This is a genomic window from Mycobacterium sp. MAA66, from assembly GCF_041261665.1.
In the GTDB taxonomy this organism is placed as follows: domain Bacteria; phylum Actinomycetota; class Actinomycetes; order Mycobacteriales; family Mycobacteriaceae; genus Mycobacterium.
In genome coordinates, this window is the sequence record NZ_JBGCCC010000002.1 from 780402 (window position 1) to 798951 (window position 18550).

The window sequence follows — 18550 nt, forward strand, 5'->3', positions numbered from 1 at the left end:
GAATTACTGTGAATATCGCTATTTGCCAGGTAGACGGTGTCTTTGATCCCGCGGCGGAACGCCATTCGGCCCGGTCACCGACTGGGCGTACGTCCCGACTGTAAAGGCAACCGTCGGACCGGTGATGGCCAGCGCGGCCCGGTTCAGCGCGTCGACCGTGTCGCCTGCCGGCGGGCGGCCGGGATCGAAAGCGACCCCGGCCTGGCCGCCCCACAGCCTGGCCTGGAGCGCATTCTTCCGTTGCGACGAACCGGTGCTGAGGCCGCCGATCGGAACACCGGCATTGAGGAAGGGACCGTAGTCGCCGGCGAGGGTCAACGGCATGTCCGCCGGCCGCATGCCCGCCAGGTACACGTAGCCGGCCAGGGTGCGCTCGATGCCCGCGGAACCGGGCGGCACCGAATCGACCGGGATCCCTGGACTGGGTTGTCCCGACTGATCGCCGTCGAAGGTGAAGAACCCGGCGTTCGGTGATCCGAGAATGTCGAAGTCCAGGTACAGCGCAATGTCATTCAGCGGATCCGCGGCCAGTCCGCGCACATACTTGGTCGCGCCTTCCTGCCCAGCGGCCCCCGAACCCCAGAACGTGAAGCGCACCGCGTTCGCGACATTCGGCGACCCGCCGAGCGCGGCGGCCGTCTCCAGCAATGCGGATACACCGGTCGCGGCATCGTTGAGGCCGGCGCTGTCGGGCGCACTGTCCAAGTGCGCACCCGCCATCACGACGTTGTGCTGATCACCGGTCTTGGTCTGGGCGAACACATTTCGTGATTTCACCGCGACGTTTTTGGCGTCGAGCGTGAGCCTGACCGCGGCATTGGTATGCAGCAGCGCGGTGTCGGCGTCCCGGCCGATGATCCCGACCGGGGTGGTGAGCCGCTCATAATAGCCAGGAGTGAACAGTCCGTGCGGGCTGCCGTTCGGTCCGGGCACGCTGACCACCAGCACCCCGACGGCGCCACGCGAGACCGCGGCGTTCTGCTTGTCGACCACCGAGCATGCGGTGTCATCGACCACCGCAATGGCACCGCGGAAGTTGAGCGTGCCGTAGTCAGTAGCCGCGCAACCGGCCGGTTTGACCGCATGCAGGGTCGGCGCGTTCAGACCGCCCGGCGCCGTGGACGTCAGCAGCGAGGCCTGCACGACCGGCAACCTGCGGCCGCCGACCTCCAACATCGGATCGCCGGACGGCCCCGGTGACACCCGCTCATACTCCGGGGTCTGCACATCGAATCCCTTGTCACGCAACAGATTCGCCACGTAGTCGACGCTCGCGTCGTAACCGGGTGTGCCGTCTGCCCGGGAGCCCTTGTTGGCGGCGGCAATGTCGGCGAACTTGTGCAGATGGGTGTAGATACCGTCCACGCCGACCTTGGACGCCAAAGCACGTCCGAGATCGGGGGCCTGCGCCGGTGCTTGATGTGATGGTGGCGAACAGCCTGCAATGGCGCCGGCCATCAGCGCCAAGGCGACGGCCCGCCTCACGACGGCGTCACCTGATGCCGGGTCCGGTCCTGGCGTGCCGGCACACCGTTGCGGCCGCCGATGTTCTGGGCATAGCTGCCAACCGCGAAAGCCACTCCGCGGCCAAGGATTTCCAATGCTGTGCGATCGATGTGGTCCACAGTATCCGATTTCTTGTGATAGTTGGGGTCAAACGGTCGGCCTGCCGTACCACCCCAGCGCCTCGCCTGCTCGGCGGTCATTGCGCCGTCCGCACCGGAGAAAAGACCACCAGACGGAATGCCCGCCTCGGTGAACGCGTCGTAATCGGACCGCCCGTCGAACGCGGTGTCCTCGGCCTTCTTCGGTGTGCCGTCGAGATAGGCAACGAGCGTCCGCTCGATACCGGCCGAGCCCTCCGGGACCCGGGGATTCTTGTCGTCGTCCTTCCGCGGGCCGGATTGATCGCCGTCATAGGTGAAGTAGCCCGGGTTCGGAGAGGCAATCATGTCGAAATTCAGATACAGCGCAATGTCTTTGAGCCCGTCGGCATCCAGGGACTCGACGTAGCGCCTCGAGCCCACCACGCCGTCCTCCTCGGCGGCCCAGAACGCGAACCGGACGGCGTTGCGCACCGACGGCGTGCTGCCCAGTTGCAGCGCGGTCTCCAGCACCGCCGCCACACCCGAGCCGTCGTCGTTGATGCCCGGTCCTGCTCTGACGCTGTCCAGGTGGGCGCCGACCATGACCATGTCGTGGGTGGACCCGGTCTTGGTCTGTGCGATGACGTTGCGCGTATGTTCGCTCCGCACACCGGCATTGAGCCTCAGCGTGACCGGAGCCGGATGTACGCGCAGACGAGCTCCATCGGCCTTGCCCACGCCGATCGCAGGAATCTGCACCGCAGTGCGTTCACCGAGCGACCCGAGCAGCGGACCATCAGCGACGTTGTCCGCGATGATGAGCGCCACCGCCCCGCGTGCCGCGGCATTGGCTTCTTTGCCCGCATACGTGCACCCGCCGCGGTCCACCAGTGCCACCGCCCCGAACATCGGCAGCCCGTCGTAATCGCCGGCCAGACAGCCCTGACCGGTACCGCGCACCGGCACCAACGACGCGGTGATGCCCTCCGGTGGCGTACCACGCGTGAATCGCATCGACTCCGCGGCGATCGCGGCACCGCCGACGCTCAGCACCGGTTTGTCGGCGTACGCGATCGGGACGTCGAGAATGGTCGCGGAAACATCGAAGCCCCTGCTGCGCAACGCCTCTTCTACATATTGCACACTGGCGTCGTAGCCCGTGGTACCGAAAGCCCGGTTACCACCATTCTCGTCGGCGATGTGCTGCAACTTGGTCAGATGCCCATACATCGCGTCGACGCCGACACGGCGGGACAGTTCGGTGCCATAGTCGGCCGCCGAGGGTGTCGGCGTCGCGCATGCCACCAGGGTCAGCACTGTCAACACCGCGCCGGCGCTACGGATCACGGCGCCCGACCACTACGAGCGCCGCGCCGAACACCACTGCCACCACGGCAGCGAAATACAGCGCCGCACCCACCGGGCCCCACCACATCGAAACCGTCTGCAACCACTCGATTCTGGTGAAGGCATAGGCGTTGGCGAACGGGAGCAATGACCCGACCCGCTGCCCGACCTCCGGAATGATCCCCAGCAGTGGTTCCACCACAAACGGCAGCAGTAGCAGCAACGCGACCACCGCGGCGGTGTGCCGCAGCAGCACGCCCAGTCCCACCGCCAGCACCGCGCCGAGAACCGCGTACAGGGTCATCGCCCCGACCTCGCGCCACACCCCGAAGCTGTCCAGCATCAGCTGGGCTCGCTGCCGGTCTGCGACCAGCGTGCCCGCCAGGGCGATCGCGCCGACCGTGGTGATCGCGGTGAGCACACCGCAAAGCAGTGCGACGACAAGCGATTTGGCGGCAATCACCACGGACCGGCGCGGGGTGGCCAAGAAGGTACTGCGAATCATCCCGGTGCGGTACTCACCGGTCACGGTCAGTGCGGACAGGATCATCAGCACCGGCACGCCGAACACGCCGATGCCCAATGCGGCCCGCTCCGGCGGCAGGGATCCATACGGCAGCGCGTACGCCTGGATACCCGCCATGCCCAGGCCGAGCACCACCACCGTCAGCACCAACCACAGCGGCGATCGGGTGGTCTGCAGTTTGATCCGCTCGGCGTTGACCGCGGCAAGGAAGGTCATCGTCACGCTCCGGCTGCTCGATAGTCGACCGCATCGTCGGTCATCCGCAGATAGGCCTCCTCCAACGAGGCACGCTGCGTGGACAATTCGTGCAGGGTCAGACCGCGATCGGCAGCCAACTGCCCGACCTGTTCGGTGCTGACGCCCTGTGCGAGCAGCGCACCATCGTCGTTGCGCACCGAAACACCTTGGGCAGTGAGCAATTCGTGTAGAAGATCCAGCTGCGGGCTGCGGACCCGCACGGTGCCCACCCCCGAGTCGGCCAGGAAGTCTGCCATGGTGGTCGACGCGATCAATCGTCCCCGGCCGATCACCAGCAGGCGGTCGGCGGTATTGGACATCTCGGCCAACAGGTGGCTGGAGACCAGCACCGTCCGGCCTTCGGCGGCCAACTCGCGCATCAGCGTGCGGATCCACCGAATACCTTCGGGGTCAAGACCGTTCACCGGTTCGTCGAACAACAGCACCTCGGGATCGCCCAACAACGCCACTGCGATGCCGAGCCGCTGGGCCATCCCCAGCGAGAACGAGCCGGCCTGCCGATCGGCCACCTCGGACAACCCGACGATGCCCAGAACCTCGTCGACCCTGGCGCCGGGCAACGCGTTGGTGGCGGCCAGCCAGCGCAAGTGGGCACGGGCCGACCGGCTGGGATGCACCTGGCGGGCGTCGAGCAACGCACCGACGTGGCGCAGCGGATATTTGAGGTCGCAGTATCGCTTGCCCAGGACAGTGGCGGTGCCCGCGGTGGGCCGGTCCAGGCCGACGATCATCCTCATGGTGGTGGACTTGCCCGCACCGTTGGGGCCGAGGAAGCCGGTGACATGCCCGGGCTCGACGCTGCAGGTCAGGCCGTCAACCGCCCGGTTTCGCCGGTAAACCTTTGTCAGAGAGGTCAATTGAATCATGTCTGCAACGCCTTGACGATCAGTGCAGCCACCGACCGCATGCCCGCGGCATTGGGATGCAGTGGCGCCACCCGGCCCGGCAAAGGCAGGTAGAAGCTCGTGGTCCACGGGGCGGCCGACCAGGCGTGATGATCGACGCTGGCGGCCGCGGCGGGTACCAACTCGCATCCGGTTTCGGCGACGGCCGTCGCGGTCAGCTCGGCCAATCTCGCGGCGACGTGCCGTCCGAATTCGGCATCGGCGTCGGCGATCGGCGGGGCCGGGGTACCGGCCGGCGGTAGCAGGGTCAGGTAGTCGACGAACAGCACCCGCGCCTTGGGCGCACGTAGACGTACTTCGCGGCCAACGGTTTTCAGCGACTCACCAACGATATCGAGAGCCCGGTCGCGGGCAGCATGGTCAAGCTGTCCGCGCAACACCCCGCCCACCAGCGGCACCGACCGCAGCACCCGGGGCAGGCATGCCGCCGCCAGCATCGGGACATATCCCGCGTCATTTCCACCGATGGTGACAGTGACCAGGTCCTCGGTACCGTCGAGGGCCCGAATCTGCGGGGACACCCCGAATTGCCGTTCGGACAACACATGTGCGGTGGTAGCACCCGAGAACGTGACGTCGACAAGGTGATAGCCGAGTTGCTGCGCCACCAGATGTGCGTAGTTGACTGCCGAGCGTCCCGACCGGCCGGGGGCACCCGGCGCGGATGGGGCGAGACCCGGCCCGGCAGCCATCGAGCTGCCCAGGGCGACGTAGCGGGGTGTCACTTGGCCGGGCTGGACGCCTGAGCCCAGAATCGTTTGGGGATCCGCCCGGCCTGGCGGGCCAGCCGGCCGGCAGTGACCGCGGAGGCCATCGCCGCTGCCATCATCGGCGGGTCCGACGCCCGGGTGACTGCGGTGGCCAAAAGCACGGCGTCGCAACCCAATTCCATGGCCAGCGCGGCGTCGCTGGCGGTGCCGATCCCGGCATCGAGGATCACCGGAACCCCGGCGGCCGCGACGATCATCTCGATGTGGTGCGGATTGGCGATGCCCAGTCCGGTGCCGATCGGGGACCCCAGGGGCATCACCGCCGCGCAGCCGGTGTCCTCCAGTCGTCGCGCCAGCACCGGGTCGTCGTTGGTGTACGGCAGTACGACGAAGCCGTCATCCACCAACTGTTCTGCGGCCCGGACCAATTCGATGGCATCGGGCAGCAGGGTCCGCTCGTCGGCGATCACCTCGAGTTTGACCCAGTTGGTGCCCAACGCCTCGCGGGCCAGTTGAGCGGTGAGCACCGCCTCGGCTGCGCCGCGGCAACCGGCGGTGTTCGGCAGCAGTGCGATGCCCAAGGTGTTCAGGAGGTCCAGCACCCCGGTACCGGTCTCGGCGTCGACGCGGCGCATCGCCACAGTGGTCAGTTCGGTGCCCGAGGCGACCAGTGCCTGCTCCAGCGCGGCCAGGCTGGTGGCGCCTCCGGTACCCATGATCAGCCGGGAGCCGAACTCCCGGTCGGCGATCCGCAAGATGTCCTCAGCCACCCTGCACCGCCGTGACGACCTCGATCTTGGCGCCGTCGGTCAGGACCTCGCCCCACTGGGACCGTGGCACGACGGTCCAATCCACCGCGACCGCGATGCCCTTGTCCGGAAGGCCAAGGGTGTCAAGCAGTTCGGATACCGTGGTGTGCTCACCGACCTGCATGTCTTCGTCGTTGACCGTGACCCTCACTTGAGTTCCTCCGAGATCCGTTGTGCAGTCCAGGGTGCCAGCAGAAAGCCGGAACGGCCATGGCCCGCGGCCACCAGGGTGCGTTCATCGAGCCGACCGACGATCGGCAGGTTGTCCGGGGTCATCGGCCGCAGCCCGGCGGCGCACTCGGCGAGCTCGTACTCCCCCAGCGCGGGCAGCACCGCACACGCGTCATCGAGCAGGTCCCGCACGCCGGTGACGGACGGCGCGGTGTCCCTGCCGTGTTCGTACTGCGTCGCCCCGACCACCACGCCGTCGGCGCGGGGCACCAGATACACCTGCCGCCCGTGCACCCGGGCGCGGATCACCCGCTGCGGAACCGGCATGCAACCCCGGCGCCAGCGCAGCCGCAGCACCTCGCCCTTGACCGGACGGACCGGCAGTCCGGGCCATAACGCCGGCGCGTCAATTCCATTGGCCAGCACCGTGATATCGGCATCTCGGGTCTGCTCCAGCGAGGTCACCGGCCCGGCCCATTGCACACCCAACTGACTGCAGTGCGTGGCCAGCGCCTCGACCATCAGCCGGTTGTCCACGGCCAGTTCACTGTCCGCCCGGAAGCCGTGCCGAATGCCCTGCGCCAACAGCGGTTCGACATCGCGTGCCGAACCGGTGAGTTGCACCGGATGCCCCTGCGTGGCGAGCCAGCCGGCGACCGTGCGCAGCTCATCGACATCAGCCCGGTCGACCGCGACGACCAGCGACTCGCGGGCGGTCACCACCTCGTCGGGCAATCCGTCCAGGAACCCCGAGTGCCACAGGGCCAGCGACTCGAGCCCCAGCGCCAGCAGCTCTTCCTCGCCGGGCCAGCCCTCCGAATGCGGGGCGAGCATGCCGCCGGCCACCCAGGACGCGCCACGCTGCTCGCTGCGGTGGACACGCACCGACCATCCGTCCAGGGCCGCGCGTCGCGCCACTGCCAGACCGATGACACCGCCACCGACCACGGCCAGCGATCGCATATTTCCTTCTCCCTTCGCCGGCATGACCCGGATCAGGTGTGACGGTAAGGGTAGGCGTCCCACTCTCAGTCCCCGGACCTGGGACTCCCGTGTTGCGGCGTCCACCGTAGTCGCTACCGTCGCGCTGTGCCTAAACCCACCCAACGTCTGCGGTCCGCGTCCCTGTACCTGTGCACCGACGCCCGCCGCGAACGCGGCGACCTGGCCGAATTCGCCGACGCCGCGCTGGCCGGCGGGGTGGACATCATTCAATTACGGGACAAAGGGTCGGCGGGCGAAGAGCAGTTCGGCCCACTGGAGGCCAAGCAGGAACTGGCCGCGCTGGAGATCCTGGCCGACGCGGCCCGGCGGCACAGTGCGCTGCTGGCCGTCAACGACCGCGCCGACATCGCCCGCGGCGCCGGCGCCGACGTGCTGCACCTCGGCCAAGACGACCTGCCACTGACGCTGGCGCGCGACATCGTCGGGCCCGATCCCCTGTTCGGCCGCTCGACGCACAGCACCGACGAGCTGGCCGCGGCGATCGCCGAAGAGGTCGATTACTTCTGTGTCGGGCCGTGCTGGCCGACGCCGACCAAACCGGGACGTCCCGCGCCGGGTTTGGATCTGGTCCGGTCCGCGGCCGCATCGAGGACCGACAAGCCCTGGTTCGCGATCGGCGGCATCGACGCCGATCGGCTGCCCCAGGTACTGGCCGCCGGTGCCCGCCGGATCGTCGTGGTCCGCGCCATCACCGCGGCCGACGATCCCGCCGCCGCGGCCCGGGCGTTGAAACAGGCGCTGCCTACGGATTGAGCGGCAACTCCGCGGCCACCGCACGCAGCGCGTCCCAGCTGGCCGCGAACCCGGGGTGCAGCGGCAGTTCGCTGACTTCGTCGACTGCGACCCACCGCAGCTCCGCGCTCTCCAGGTTGGCCACCGTCTCCAACTGGTGGGCGGCGTCGGCGATCACCGTGGTGTAGGTCCACACCTCGCCGGTGGCAGTCGCAGTGACCACCGATGTGCGCACGGTCACCTGGTCGGCCGCCAGCCCGGCCTCCTCGAAGGCCTCCCGGACCGCGGCCTGTTCCACCGTCTCGTGACTGTCCCGGGCGCCGCCGGGCAGTCCCCAGGTGCCGCCCTGGTGGCTCCACGGCGCGCGGTACTGCAGCAGCACCGCGGCCCCGCCGGCCGGGTGGGGAGCACGCAGCAGCAACCCGGCTGCACCGTGACGACCCCAGAAGTGCGCGCCTTCGGAGTCGAGCACCCATCCATCACCGTCGCCACGCACGGTCTCAACAATAAGGACCGATACCAATGTGCGGGGTTTGACGTCGCCGGTCGAGAATCCACCCCCTTACCGCGTCCAGCTCTTAGACTGCTCTTAACAGCGTTCGAACGGGTCGGGACTACCGGAAAGTTGAGGCCGCGCACACGTGACTGTGGAGTTGGCGCACCCCTCGACCGAGCCAATGGCGTCTCGGTCACCCAGCACCATTGAACTCCCCCGCTGGTGGTTCCTCTGGACCACGCCGGGGCGGATCCTGATCATCGGCATCGTGCTGTCCACCCTGGTGCTGGCCTGCGCGTTCGCCACCTCCACCACCATCCGGCTGCGCCAGCAGGCCCTGACTGCCGTGCTGGACCACACCGAGCCGTTGGCGTTCGCGGCGGGCCAGCTGTACACCACGCTGTCCATCGCCGACGCCGCGGCGGCCACCGCATTCATCGCCGGTGCCGAACCGCAGGATGTCCGGCACCGCTACGAGCAGGCCATCACCGATGCCGCGGTGGCGGTCACCCGCGCATCCAGTGGGTTGACCGACGAGCCGATGGTCGAGCTGCTCGGCCACATCAACGGCGAGTTGGCGGTGTACACCGGGCTGGTCGAAACCGCCCGGACCAACAACCGGGCGGGCAATCCGGTGGGCTCGTCATACCTGTCCGAGGCCTCGTCGCTGATGCAGACCCAGATCCTCCCGGATGCCCAGCGGCTCTACGAAACGACATCGGCTCGGGTCGATTCGGAGATCTCGGCATCCAGCCAGATCCCGGCACCGGTGATCCTGGTGGTGCTTGCGACGGTGATGTTCGGGGTGTTCTCGAATCGCTGGCTGGCCCGGCACACTCGCCGCCGGGTCAACATCGGTTTCGTCGCCGGCGGGATGGCGGTGCTGGTCATGGTGGTGTGGCTCGGCACCACCCTGACCATTTCGACCGCCAGCAGTCGCACCGCGAGGAATACCGCCGCCGCATCGCTGAAGTCCGTCACCACCATGGCGATCACCGCGCAGCAGGCCCGGGCCGACGAGACGCTGACCCTGATCCGCCGCGGCGACGAGGACGTCCGCAAGCAGTCCTACCACGACCGCATCGATGCCCTGGAACTGCAGCTCGTCGAATACATCAAGCGCGACAACGCCATCGGCCGCACCGAACTGGCCAACGCCGAACAGTTGCTGCAGCGCTGGCGGGCCGCCGATGACCGGATCAACGCCTTCATCTCGGTCGGCAACTACCAGGCGGCCACCCAGGTTGCGCTGGGCACCAGCGAGGACGATTCCACGCCGTCCTTCGATAAACTCGACGAGGCCCTGACCAAAGGCATCGAGGAGAGTCGTCGACAGTTGCGCAATGACATCGTCAACGCTCGACGAGCGCTGTCCGGGGCCACAGTCGGGGCCGCGACGCTGAGTATCGCCGCCGCGGTGGCGGTCGCTCTCGGCCTGTGGCCGCGGATGAGTGAGTACCGATGATCGGTTCGGCGCGGGTCCGCATCGCCGCTGTGGCGGCGGTCGCGATGATGTTGGCCGGATGCGGCGAAGCACCGCCGGTGCTCGCTCCGCCGAGCATTCTGGTCGCGCCACCGACGCCGGCCGGTATGGAGGTCACCACGGCACCGCCATCACCTCCGCCGGTCGAGTCAGCCGACTGCACCGGAAGTCTGCGACCGTTCCCCACTCCGGCTCTGGCCGCGGCCGCGGTCAGCAATATCCACGACCGGGGCCGGTTGATCGTCGGTTTGGACATCGGCAGCAACCTGTTCTCGTTCCGGGATCCGATCTCCGGACAGATCACCGGCTTCGACGTCGACATCGCCGGCGAGGTGGCCCGCGACATCTTCGGCACGCCGTCGCAGGTCGAGTACCGCATCCTGTCCGACACCGAACGCATTCAGGCGTTGCAGCACAATCAGGTGGACATCGTCGTGAAGACCATGAGCATCACCTGCGATCGACGCAAACTGGTCAACTTCTCCACCGAGTATTTCTCGGCGCACCAACGCATCCTGGCCGCACGGGACTCGGCGATCGTCAGGGCCAGTGACCTGTCCGGAAAGCGGGTGTGCTCGGTCAAGGACACCACCTCGATGCAGCGGGTCGAGGCGATCAGCCCGCCACCGATCGCGGTGGGTGCGGTCACCTGGGCCGACTGCCTGGTGGCGCTGCAACAGCGGCAGGCCGACGCGGTCTCCACCGACGACGCGATCCTCGCGGGCTTGATGGCTCAGGATCCGTATCTGCACATCGTCGGACCGAGTATGGGACAGGAGCCCTACGGCATCGGGATCAACCAGGAGAACACCGGCCTGGTCCGTTTCGTCAACGGGACACTGGAACGGATTCGTCGAGACGGCACCTGGAACACGTTGTACCGCAAGTGGTTGACGGTGTTGGGCCCGGCTCCGGCGCCTCCCGTTCCGAGGTATGTCGACTGATGGCCGACGACGACATCCCCCACAACGAGGTCGACGCCGACCCCGGAACCCAGCCATCCGATGTGAGTTGGGATTCACTGGCAACCATGCGGCCGATGGCCACTCAGTCGGTGTTCCGTCCGCAATTCGATGACTCGGTGGGCATCTCGATCGGCAGTGCGCCGACCGCCAACGAAGGGCACCCCACCCCGAAAACCGTGATCACCCGCATGGTTTCGCCGATCCGGCGGCTCGGTGGCGGGTTGGTGGAAGTGCCGCGGGTCCTGGAGAAAGACCCGCTCGCCGCGTTGATGGAAAGCCCCGTCGTCGCCGAGGCGAAGCGATTCTGCTGGTGCTGTGGTAGGCCGGTCGGGCGGCGCACAGCCGACAGCAAGGGCCGGTCCGAGGGTGTGTGTCCGCACTGCGGAAGTGCGTATTCCTTTCTGCCGCAACTGACTCCGGGCTCCATGGTGGCCGACCAGTATGAGGTCAAGGGCTGCATCGCGCACGGTGGCCTGGGCTGGATATACCTCGCGTTCGACAAGAACGTGAACAATCGGCCGGTGGTGCTCAAGGGCCTGGTCCACTCCGGCGACGCCGAGGCGCAGGCCATCGCCATGGCCGAGCGGCAGTTCCTGGCCGAGGTCACCCACCCGGCGATCGTCAAGATCTTCAACTTCGTCGAACATTCCGACAAACACGGCGACCCCGTCGGTTACATCGTGATGGAGTATGTCGGCGGCACCTCGCTCAAGCAGGTCCGTGGCACCAAACTGCCAGTGGCACAGGCGATCGCCTACATGATCGAAATCCTGCCCGCGTTGGGCTACCTGCATTCGATCGGCCTGGTGTACAACGACCTCAAGCCCGAGAACATCATGGTCACCGAGGAGCAGCTCAAGCTGATCGACCTGGGTGCGGTGTCCCGGATCAATTCGTTCGGATTCCTTTACGGCACACCGGGATACCAGGCGCCAGAGATCGTCCGCACCGGCCCGACGGTCGCCACCGACATCTACACCGTGGGGCGCACGCTGGCCGCCCTGACGTTGCAGATGCGCACCCGCAACGGCCGGTACGTCGACGGGCTGCCCGAGGACGATCCCGTGCTGGTCAAATACGACTCCTTCGGCCGACTGCTACGCCGCGCCATCGATCCCGACCCGCGGCGACGGTTCTCCAGCGCCGAGGAGATGTCCGGGCAGTTGATCGGTGTGTTGCGCGAGGTGGTCGCCCTGGACACCGGCGTCCCACGCCCTGGCCTGTCATCGGTGTTCAGTCCGTCCCGGTCGATGTTCGGTGTCGACATGCTGGTGGCGCACACCGATGTGTACCTCGATGGGCAGTCGCACACCGAGAAGCTGACCGCACCGGAGATCGTTCGGGCACTACAGGTTCCGCTGGTCGATCCGACCGACGTCGGGGCTACGGTGCTGTCGGCCAACGTGCTCAGTCAGCCGGTGCAGACCCTGGACTCGTTGCGCGCCGCGCGGCACGGCGCGCTGGACTCCGAAGGCGTGGACCTGTCCGAATCGGTCGAGCTGCCGTTGATGGAGGTGCGCGCACTGCTCGATCTCGGTGATGTGGCCAAGGCCAACCGTAAGTTGGAGAACCTCGCCGACCGGGTCGGCTGGCGTTGGCGGCTGGTCTGGTTCAAGGCGGTCGGCGAGCTGCTGTCGGGTGACTACAACGCTGCGACAAAGCATTTCACCGAGGTGCTCGATACCCTCCCGGGTGAGTTGGCACCCAAACTGGCATTGGCCGCCACCGCAGAACTGTCCGGTACCCCGGCCGATCGGTCGTTCTATCAGACCGTGTGGAACACCGACAACGGCGTCATCTCGGCCGGGTTCGGCCTGGCCCGCGCCCAGTCCGGCTACGGCGACCGGGAGGCCGCGGTCCGCACCCTGGACCAGGTACCGCACACCTCAAGGCATTTCACCACCGCGCGACTGACCAGCGCGGTGACCCTGCTGTCGGCGCCGATCACCGCCGACATCACCGAAGACCAGATCCGCGATGCCGCGCGCCGAGTAGAAGCGCTGCCGGAAACCGAACCCCGGGTGTTGCAGATCCGGGCGCTCGTCCTGGGCACTGCACTGGACTGGCTGGCCGACAACAGCGCCAACACCAAGCACATCCTCGGGTTCCCGTTCACCGAATACGGTCTGCGCCTAGGCGTGGAGGCCTCACTGCGCGGGCTGGCCCGGGTGGCACCGACCAAGGAGCATCGCTATGCGCTGGTCGACCTGGCCAACAACGTCCGGCCGATGAGCACGTTCTAGGGCTCTGCCGGCACAAGCGCCACGCCGTTGATCTTGCGCTGACGCAGAAGAAGTCCGAGCGCACAACTGCGTGGACGCAAGGTCAACGGATCACTCAGAGCTCAGCGGTAGCGGTCACGTAATTGCGGGTCGTTCTGCCACCACAATCCACCGACCGATGGCTCGGTCTCCTGTTCCGCAGCAACCGACGGCGTGACCGCGGCGTCGAGCTCCGCGTCGACCTCGGCGGCCTTTCGCCTTTCGTCGGACCCCAGAGCCCGCATCAGCAGCATGATGAACGGCACGCCGAGCACGTCACCGACGATCCACAGCACGCCCGCACCAAGGGTCTGATCCTGCCGGATACTGGGCCCGAAATCACGATGCAGACCGGCGTAGTAGTCGTAGGCGATGACCGGCCCGAGCCACAGCATCAGACCCAGAATGCCGTCGCCGAGCCCCTCGGCGACGCTGATCCCGATCGACATCAACGGCGGATACTTACGCGGCACCGGGTCGGCCTGCAGCCGCGCATAGAAGTAACCGAAGCCGATGCCCAGCAACACAAGTCGAGTCACCACTGCAAGCGGTCCCGTCATCGACGCGACATACCAGGGTGTCAGGTAGAGCAGCCACGGGGTGGCCAGCATCGCCACCGACGTCACCGGTGGCGAGCACAGCACCCGGGCCACTGCCGATCCGAGCACCGCGTCGATGCGCGCCTGCCCCGCCGGCCCCAGTGCGCCACGCAGCAGCGACACCGGCCGGGTCATCGCCAGGAAGAACGGCACCACGTACAGCAGCAACAACACCTGCAGGGCTCGCACCCAGAACAGCATCGGCGCATAGACGGCAATGGCACTGAGCGTGCACAACGCCCACACCAGGTTGGCGCCACCAAAGCACCACAGTTGAGCGCGCGACACCTCGGTTCGCCTGCCGGCCCACACCAGACCGGCGACACCGAGCAGCATCAGCACCACGGCAACGGGGTCGAACGTCCACGACCCGGCGATCATCGGGGGCACGTGCCGCAAACTACGCCATGAACCTGGCAGGGTCCATACAGACATCCACGCAGGCCTGCGCGATGGCCAGCTCCTCGTTGGTGGGGATGACCAGCACGGCGACCCGCGACGAGTCGGCCGAGATCCAGCGCGGCCCACGGTTCGCCGAGGTGTTGCGATCGTCGTCGAGCTCGATGCCCAGCGCAGACAATCCGCTCAGTGCGTCACGGCGCACCGCGGCGTCGTTCTCGCCGACCCCGGCGGTGAAGGTGATGACATCGGCACCGCCCAGTAGCGCCAGGTATGCGCCGACGTACTTGCGCAGCCGGTGGATGTAGACGTCATAGGCCAACTGCGCGTCCGCGTCTCCGGAGTCCATCCGCTTGTGCAGCTCACGGAAATCGGTCGCACCGCCCAGCCCGGACACCCCCGAGTGCCGGTTCAGCATGGTGTCGATGTCCTCGACCGTCATCCCAGCGGTACGCGACAGATACATGATCACGCCGGGGTCGATGTCACCGGAGCGGGTGCCCATCACCAGGCCCTCCATCGGGGTCAGCCCCATGGAGGTGTCGATGGGGCGCCCGCCGGAAATGGCCGATGCCGAGGCCCCGTTGCCCAGGTGCAGCACAATCTGCTTCAGCGAATCCAGCGGCCGCCCCAAGAGCTGCGCGGCCTGCTCACTGACGTATTGATGCGACGTGCCGTGGAAGCCATACCGCCGAATGTGCCACTGCGCGGCCACATCCCGGTCGATCGCGTACTCCGCGGCGGCGGCCGGCAGGTCGTGGAAGAACGCGGTGTCGAACACCGCGACGTGCGGCACCCCGGGCAACAGTGCGCGCGCCTCGGTGATACCGAGCACGGCGGGCGGGTTGTGCAGCGGCGCCAGCGGGGCCAGTTCGTCGAGCCTGGCCACCAACGCATCGTCGATCACCGTGGGCCGGTAGAACCGACGGCCGCCGTGCACCACGCGGTGTCCGACTGCGATCACGTCGTCGGTGGATACCCCGACCGCGCCGACCGCGGCGAAGACCTCCCGCAGCGCCTGCCCGTAGTCGGCCACCCGCTCGATCACCCCGTCGACCAAGGATTCACCCGAATCCGGCTGCACCAGGCGGTATTTCACCGACGACGAACCGCAGTTCAAGACGAGTACCGGCCCGCTCATTTCGCCCCCTGTGCCTGAATGGCGGTGATCGCAACGGTATTGACGATGTCCTCGACGAGCGCGCCGCGGGACAGATCGTTGACCGGCTTGTTCAGGCCCTGCAGCACCGGGCCGATCGCGATGGCACCGGCACTGCGCTGCACCGCCTTATAGGTGTTGTTGCCCGTGTTCAGGTCCGGGAAGATCAGCACCGTCGCGTGACCGGCGACGGCCGAACCCGGCATCTTGGTCGCCGCCACCGAGGGCTCGACTGCGGCGTCGTACTGGATCGGCCCTTCGACGAGCAGCTCCGGTGCCCGACGACGTACCGATTCTGTTGCCGCCCTGACCTTGTCGACATCAGCACCGGTACCGGAATCTCCGGTCGAATACGACAGCATGGCCACCCGCGGTTCGATGCCGAACTGCGCGGCGGTCTGCGCCGAGCTGATCGCGATGTCGGCCAGCTGCTCGGAGGTCGGGTCCGGCACGATCGCGCAATCACCGTAAGCCAGCACCCGGTCGGCCAGACACATCAGGAAGATGCTCGACACCGTCGAGATATTCGGTGCGGTACGGATGATCTCGAACGCTGGACGCACGGTGTGCGCGGTGGTGTGCACCGCCCCCGACACCATGCCGTCAACCATGTCGTTGTGTACCAGCATGGTGCCGAAATACGAGACGTCGTGAATGATTTCGCGGGCCTGCTCGACGGTGACACCCTTGTGCTTACGCAATTCGGCGTATTGCGCGGCGAATTGGTCGGCCAGCTCACTGGTCCGTGGATTGAGCACCGATGCGGCCGAGATGTCGACACCCAATTCGGCGGCCCGCGCGCGGACCGCCGGCTCATCGCCGAGGATGGTCAGGTCCGCGACCGAGCGGGACAGCAATCGCCCGGCCGCCCGCAAGATCCGGTCGTCGTCCCCCTCGGGGAGCACGATGCGTTTGCGATCGGAACGCGCCCGGTCCTGCAACTGGTGGGTGAACATCTGCGGCGTGGTCACCGTCGGGATCGGAACTGCAAGCTGGGCAAGCAGATCCGCAATGTCGACGTGCTGGTCCATCAGCGCCAGCGCGGTGTCCACCTTGCGCTGCGAGGTGGCGGTGACCCGGCCCTTGGCGGTCGACGCCGCCCGCGCGGTCTCGTAGGTGCCGCTGTCGGTGGCCACGATGGGCAGCCGCAACTTGAGCCCGGCCACCAGCTTCGCGATCGCCGGATGCAGCGGCAGGCCACCATTGAGGATGATGCAGGACAGCGACGGAAAGCCTTCTGCCTCATGAGCACTGGCGATCGCCAGCACCACGTCCGAGCGGTCGCCCGGGGTGATGACGGCCATCGCCTCCGACAGCCGTTCCAGGCAGTGCTCGGCGGTCATGCCCGCCACCATCACGCCCATCGCCTCGCGGGTCAGCAGCTCCTCGTCGCCGCTGATCAAGGTGCCGTGCACGGCGTCACGCAATTCGGCCACCGTCGGCGCCGCCAGTAACGGCTCCTCCGGGAGCACATAGCTTTTCGGGACGAACCGGGCCAACGCCGCAGTCACCTGCGCCAGTTCGGCCGGGTCACAACGATTGGCCACCACTGCGGCCGTGTGGGCGTGCTGCGCTGCCAACTCGGCCAGACACAGCTCCACGACATGCGCCACCTCATCGGGTGTGCGCCCGGCGGCCCGTACCGAGAGTAGAACCGGCGCACCGAGATTCACCGCAATCCGGGCGTTCACCGAAAGCTCGCTGGGTGAGGCGACATCGGTGTAGTCGCTTCCGACGATCACCACCGCGCCGCATTTGGCCGCCACCCGGTGGTAGCAGTCGACGATGTCGGCGACCGCTGCATCTGTGTCGTCGTGCAGCTGCTGGTAGGTCACCCCCGCGCAGTCGTCGTAGTCCAGACCCGCGGTGGAGTGCGCCAGCAGCAACTCGAGGATGTAGTCACGACCGCCACCGGCCCGAACAATCGGGCGGAACACCCCGACATCGGCGACCGTGGCCGCCAGCCGGTGCAACAGCCCCAATGCGATGGTGGACTTGCCGGTATCGCCCTCGGGCGAAGCGATGTAGATCGCGGTTGCGTCGGGCACCGGGTCAGCCTACCGAGGGTGGCCTGTGCGTCAGGCCAGCTTGCGCAACCGGGGTTCCAGATCGGACTTGAACAGTCCCAGGAACCGCCGCTGGTCGTGGCCGGGCGCATGGAACACCAGGTGGTTCAAGCCCCACCCGACGTAGTCGGCGACCTTCTCGACGGCCTCGTCCGGGTCGGAGGCGACGATCCAGCGCTTGGCCACCTGCTCGATCGGCAGCGCGTCGGCGGCCGCCTCCATCTCCATCGGATCTTCGATGGAGTGCTTCTGCTCGGCGGTCAGCGACAGCGGAGCCCAGAACCGGGTGTTCTCCAGTGCCAGCTGTGGATCCGGGTCATAGGAGATCTTGATCTCGATCATCCGGTCGATGTCATCGGGGCTGCGGCCGGCGGCTTCCGCACCTTCGCGCATCGCCGGAATCAGCTTGTCCTTGTACAGCTCTTCACCCTTGCCCGAGGTGCAGATGAAACCGTCACCCGCGCGGCCGGCGTACTTGGCGACCTGCGGACCACCCGCGGCGATGTAGATCGGGATGCCGCCGGAGGGCACGTCGTAGATCGAGGCGCCCTTGGTCTTGTAGTACTCGCCGTCGAAGTCGACGCGGTCACCGAGCCACAGTTCGCGCATCAACCGCACCGACTCCCGCAGCCGGGCGTAGCGCTCCTTGAACTCCGGCCACTCGCCCTGGTATCCCGTGGCGATCTCGTTGAGCGCCTCGCCGGTGCCCACGCCGAGGAAGATCCGATTCGGATACAGACAGCCCATGGTCGCGAACGCCTGCGCGATGACCGCCGGGTTGTAGCGGAACGTCGGGGTCAGTACCGAGGTACCCAGGACCAGGCGTTGGGTACGCTCGCCGACCGCGGTCATCCATGCCAGGGAGAACGGCGCATGACCGCCGTTGTGCCGCCACGGCTGGAAATGGTCGCTGACGGTGGCGCTGTCCATGCCCGCCGCTTCGGCGAGCACTGCCAGCTCCACCAGTTCGCGCGGGGCGAACTGTTCGGCCGACGCCTTGTATCCCAATCTGAGTTCAGCCATGGTCTCCCTTTGCTCCTCGGGCGCGCACCGCCACTTCGCTCCTCATGTGC

At 67.3% G+C, this 18550-nt stretch carries 17 protein-coding genes and 1 riboswitch; of the genes, 4 read left to right on the forward strand and 13 right to left on the reverse strand.

What is annotated here, in order from left to right; all coding sequences use genetic code 11:
- Positions 1-18: 18 nt before the first annotated feature.
- The 8 genes from ABIA30_RS10305 to thiO all read right to left on the reverse strand — a co-directional run bounded on the left by ABIA30_RS10305 (position 19) and on the right by thiO (position 7275).
- Positions 19-1458 carry a M28 family peptidase gene (locus ABIA30_RS10305; RefSeq protein ID WP_370065501.1) on the reverse strand — a complete coding sequence of 480 codons (1440 nt, stop codon included), beginning with the start codon at positions 1456-1458 and terminating at the stop codon, positions 19-21.
- Positions 1459-1481: 23 nt separating this feature from the next.
- A complete protein-coding gene (locus ABIA30_RS10310) occupies positions 1482-2930 on the reverse strand; it encodes a M28 family metallopeptidase (protein WP_370065503.1) in 1449 nt (482 codons plus the stop codon).
- The gene (locus tag ABIA30_RS10315; protein ID WP_370065505.1) at positions 2923-3675 is read right to left on the reverse strand and encodes an ABC transporter permease; all 753 of its coding nucleotides are present in this window, start codon (positions 3673-3675) and stop codon (positions 2923-2925) included. The genes ABIA30_RS10310 and ABIA30_RS10315 overlap by 8 nt, the downstream gene beginning before the upstream one ends.
- 2 nt (positions 3676-3677) lie before the next feature.
- Positions 3678-4583: an ATP-binding cassette domain-containing protein gene (locus tag ABIA30_RS10320; protein ID WP_370064746.1), complete on the reverse strand. Its 906-nt coding sequence runs from the start codon at positions 4581-4583 to the stop codon at positions 3678-3680.
- A complete protein-coding gene (locus ABIA30_RS10325) occupies positions 4580-5347 on the reverse strand; it encodes an SGNH/GDSL hydrolase family protein (protein WP_370064748.1) in 768 nt (255 codons plus the stop codon). The genes ABIA30_RS10320 and ABIA30_RS10325 overlap by 4 nt, the downstream gene beginning before the upstream one ends.
- Entirely contained in the window at positions 5344-6102 is a 759-nt protein-coding gene (locus ABIA30_RS10330; protein ID WP_370064750.1) for a thiazole synthase, read from the reverse strand. The genes ABIA30_RS10325 and ABIA30_RS10330 overlap by 4 nt, the downstream gene beginning before the upstream one ends.
- The gene (thiS, locus tag ABIA30_RS10335; RefSeq protein ID WP_370064752.1) at positions 6095-6292 is read right to left on the reverse strand and encodes a sulfur carrier protein ThiS; all 198 of its coding nucleotides are present in this window, start codon (positions 6290-6292) and stop codon (positions 6095-6097) included. The genes ABIA30_RS10330 and thiS overlap by 8 nt, the downstream gene beginning before the upstream one ends.
- On the reverse strand, positions 6289-7275 hold the full coding sequence (thiO, locus tag ABIA30_RS10340; protein ID WP_370064754.1) for a glycine oxidase ThiO: 987 nt from the start codon (positions 7273-7275) through the stop codon (positions 6289-6291). Before thiO ends, thiS begins: the two co-directional genes overlap by 4 nt.
- A riboswitch (TPP riboswitch) is annotated at positions 7268-7376 on the reverse strand. (Overlaps the previous gene by 8 nt.)
- Before the next feature lie 25 nt (positions 7377-7401).
- Between thiO and thiE the strand changes: the two genes are divergently transcribed.
- Positions 7402-8070: a thiamine phosphate synthase gene (gene thiE / locus ABIA30_RS10345; protein WP_370064756.1), complete on the forward strand. Its 669-nt coding sequence runs from the start codon at positions 7402-7404 to the stop codon at positions 8068-8070.
- On the opposite strand, the gene ABIA30_RS10350 is transcribed toward thiE, so the two are convergent.
- Positions 8060-8545 carry an NUDIX domain-containing protein gene (locus ABIA30_RS10350; RefSeq protein ID WP_370064758.1) on the reverse strand — a complete coding sequence of 162 codons (486 nt, stop codon included), beginning with the start codon at positions 8543-8545 and terminating at the stop codon, positions 8060-8062. The two genes, thiE and ABIA30_RS10350, sit on opposite strands and share 11 nt — an antisense overlap.
- Before the next feature lie 145 nt (positions 8546-8690).
- Between ABIA30_RS10350 and glnX the strand changes: the two genes are divergently transcribed.
- The 3 genes from glnX to ABIA30_RS10365 are packed head-to-tail and all read left to right on the forward strand — an operon-like array spanning position 8691 to position 13236.
- On the forward strand, positions 8691-10010 hold the full coding sequence (glnX, locus tag ABIA30_RS10355) for a protein kinase G-activating protein GlnX (RefSeq protein ID WP_370064760.1): 1320 nt from the start codon (positions 8691-8693) through the stop codon (positions 10008-10010).
- The gene (locus tag ABIA30_RS10360) at positions 10007-10972 is read left to right on the forward strand and encodes a transporter substrate-binding domain-containing protein (RefSeq protein ID WP_370064761.1); all 966 of its coding nucleotides are present in this window, start codon (positions 10007-10009) and stop codon (positions 10970-10972) included. The genes glnX and ABIA30_RS10360 overlap by 4 nt, the downstream gene beginning before the upstream one ends.
- The gene (locus ABIA30_RS10365) at positions 10972-13236 is read left to right on the forward strand and encodes a serine/threonine-protein kinase PknG (RefSeq protein ID WP_370064763.1); all 2265 of its coding nucleotides are present in this window, start codon (positions 10972-10974) and stop codon (positions 13234-13236) included. Before ABIA30_RS10360 ends, ABIA30_RS10365 begins: the two co-directional genes overlap by 1 nt.
- A gap of 101 nt (positions 13237-13337) precedes the next feature.
- Here the strand turns inward: ABIA30_RS10365 and ABIA30_RS10370 are convergent, their stop codons facing one another.
- Genes ABIA30_RS10370 through fgd form a run of 4 tightly spaced genes read right to left on the reverse strand, consistent with a single transcriptional unit; the run spans position 13338 to position 18500 of the window.
- Complete coding sequence (locus ABIA30_RS10370) at positions 13338-14288, reverse strand: cytochrome c oxidase assembly protein (RefSeq protein WP_370064765.1); 951 nt, start codon at positions 14286-14288, stop codon at positions 13338-13340.
- Entirely contained in the window at positions 14254-15393 is a 1140-nt protein-coding gene (locus ABIA30_RS10375) for an acetate kinase (protein WP_370064767.1), read from the reverse strand. The genes ABIA30_RS10370 and ABIA30_RS10375 overlap by 35 nt, the downstream gene beginning before the upstream one ends.
- Positions 15390-17459 carry a phosphate acetyltransferase gene (gene pta, locus ABIA30_RS10380; protein WP_370064769.1) on the reverse strand — a complete coding sequence of 690 codons (2070 nt, stop codon included), beginning with the start codon at positions 17457-17459 and terminating at the stop codon, positions 15390-15392. Before pta ends, ABIA30_RS10375 begins: the two co-directional genes overlap by 4 nt.
- Before the next feature lie 30 nt (positions 17460-17489).
- Entirely contained in the window at positions 17490-18500 is a 1011-nt protein-coding gene (gene fgd / locus ABIA30_RS10385) for a glucose-6-phosphate dehydrogenase (coenzyme-F420) (RefSeq protein WP_370064771.1), read from the reverse strand.
- Positions 18501-18550: the final 50 nt, after the last annotated feature.

Excerpts from the sequence above, each read along its gene's own strand:
- ABIA30_RS10305 (WP_370065501.1), bottom strand. The coding sequence starts at position 1,458 with ATGGCCGGCGCCATTGCAGGCTGTTCGCCACCATCACATCAAGCACCG.
- ABIA30_RS10315 (WP_370065505.1), bottom strand. The coding sequence starts at position 3,675 with ATGACCTTCCTTGCCGCGGTCAACGCCGAGCGGATCAAACTGCAGACC.
- ABIA30_RS10320 (WP_370064746.1), bottom strand. The coding sequence starts at position 4,583 with ATGATTCAATTGACCTCTCTGACAAAGGTTTACCGGCGAAACCGGGCG.
- thiO (WP_370064754.1), bottom strand. The coding sequence starts at position 7,275 with ATGCGATCGCTGGCCGTGGTCGGTGGCGGTGTCATCGGTCTGGCAGTG.
- ABIA30_RS10360 (WP_370064761.1), top strand. The coding sequence starts at position 10,007 with ATGATCGGTTCGGCGCGGGTCCGCATCGCCGCTGTGGCGGCGGTCGCG.
- ABIA30_RS10365 (WP_370064763.1), top strand. The coding sequence starts at position 10,972 with ATGGCCGACGACGACATCCCCCACAACGAGGTCGACGCCGACCCCGGA.
- ABIA30_RS10370 (WP_370064765.1), bottom strand. The coding sequence starts at position 14,288 with ATGTCTGTATGGACCCTGCCAGGTTCATGGCGTAGTTTGCGGCACGTG.
- ABIA30_RS10375 (WP_370064767.1), bottom strand. The coding sequence starts at position 15,393 with ATGAGCGGGCCGGTACTCGTCTTGAACTGCGGTTCGTCGTCGGTGAAA.
- fgd (WP_370064771.1), bottom strand. The coding sequence starts at position 18,500 with ATGGCTGAACTCAGATTGGGATACAAGGCGTCGGCCGAACAGTTCGCC.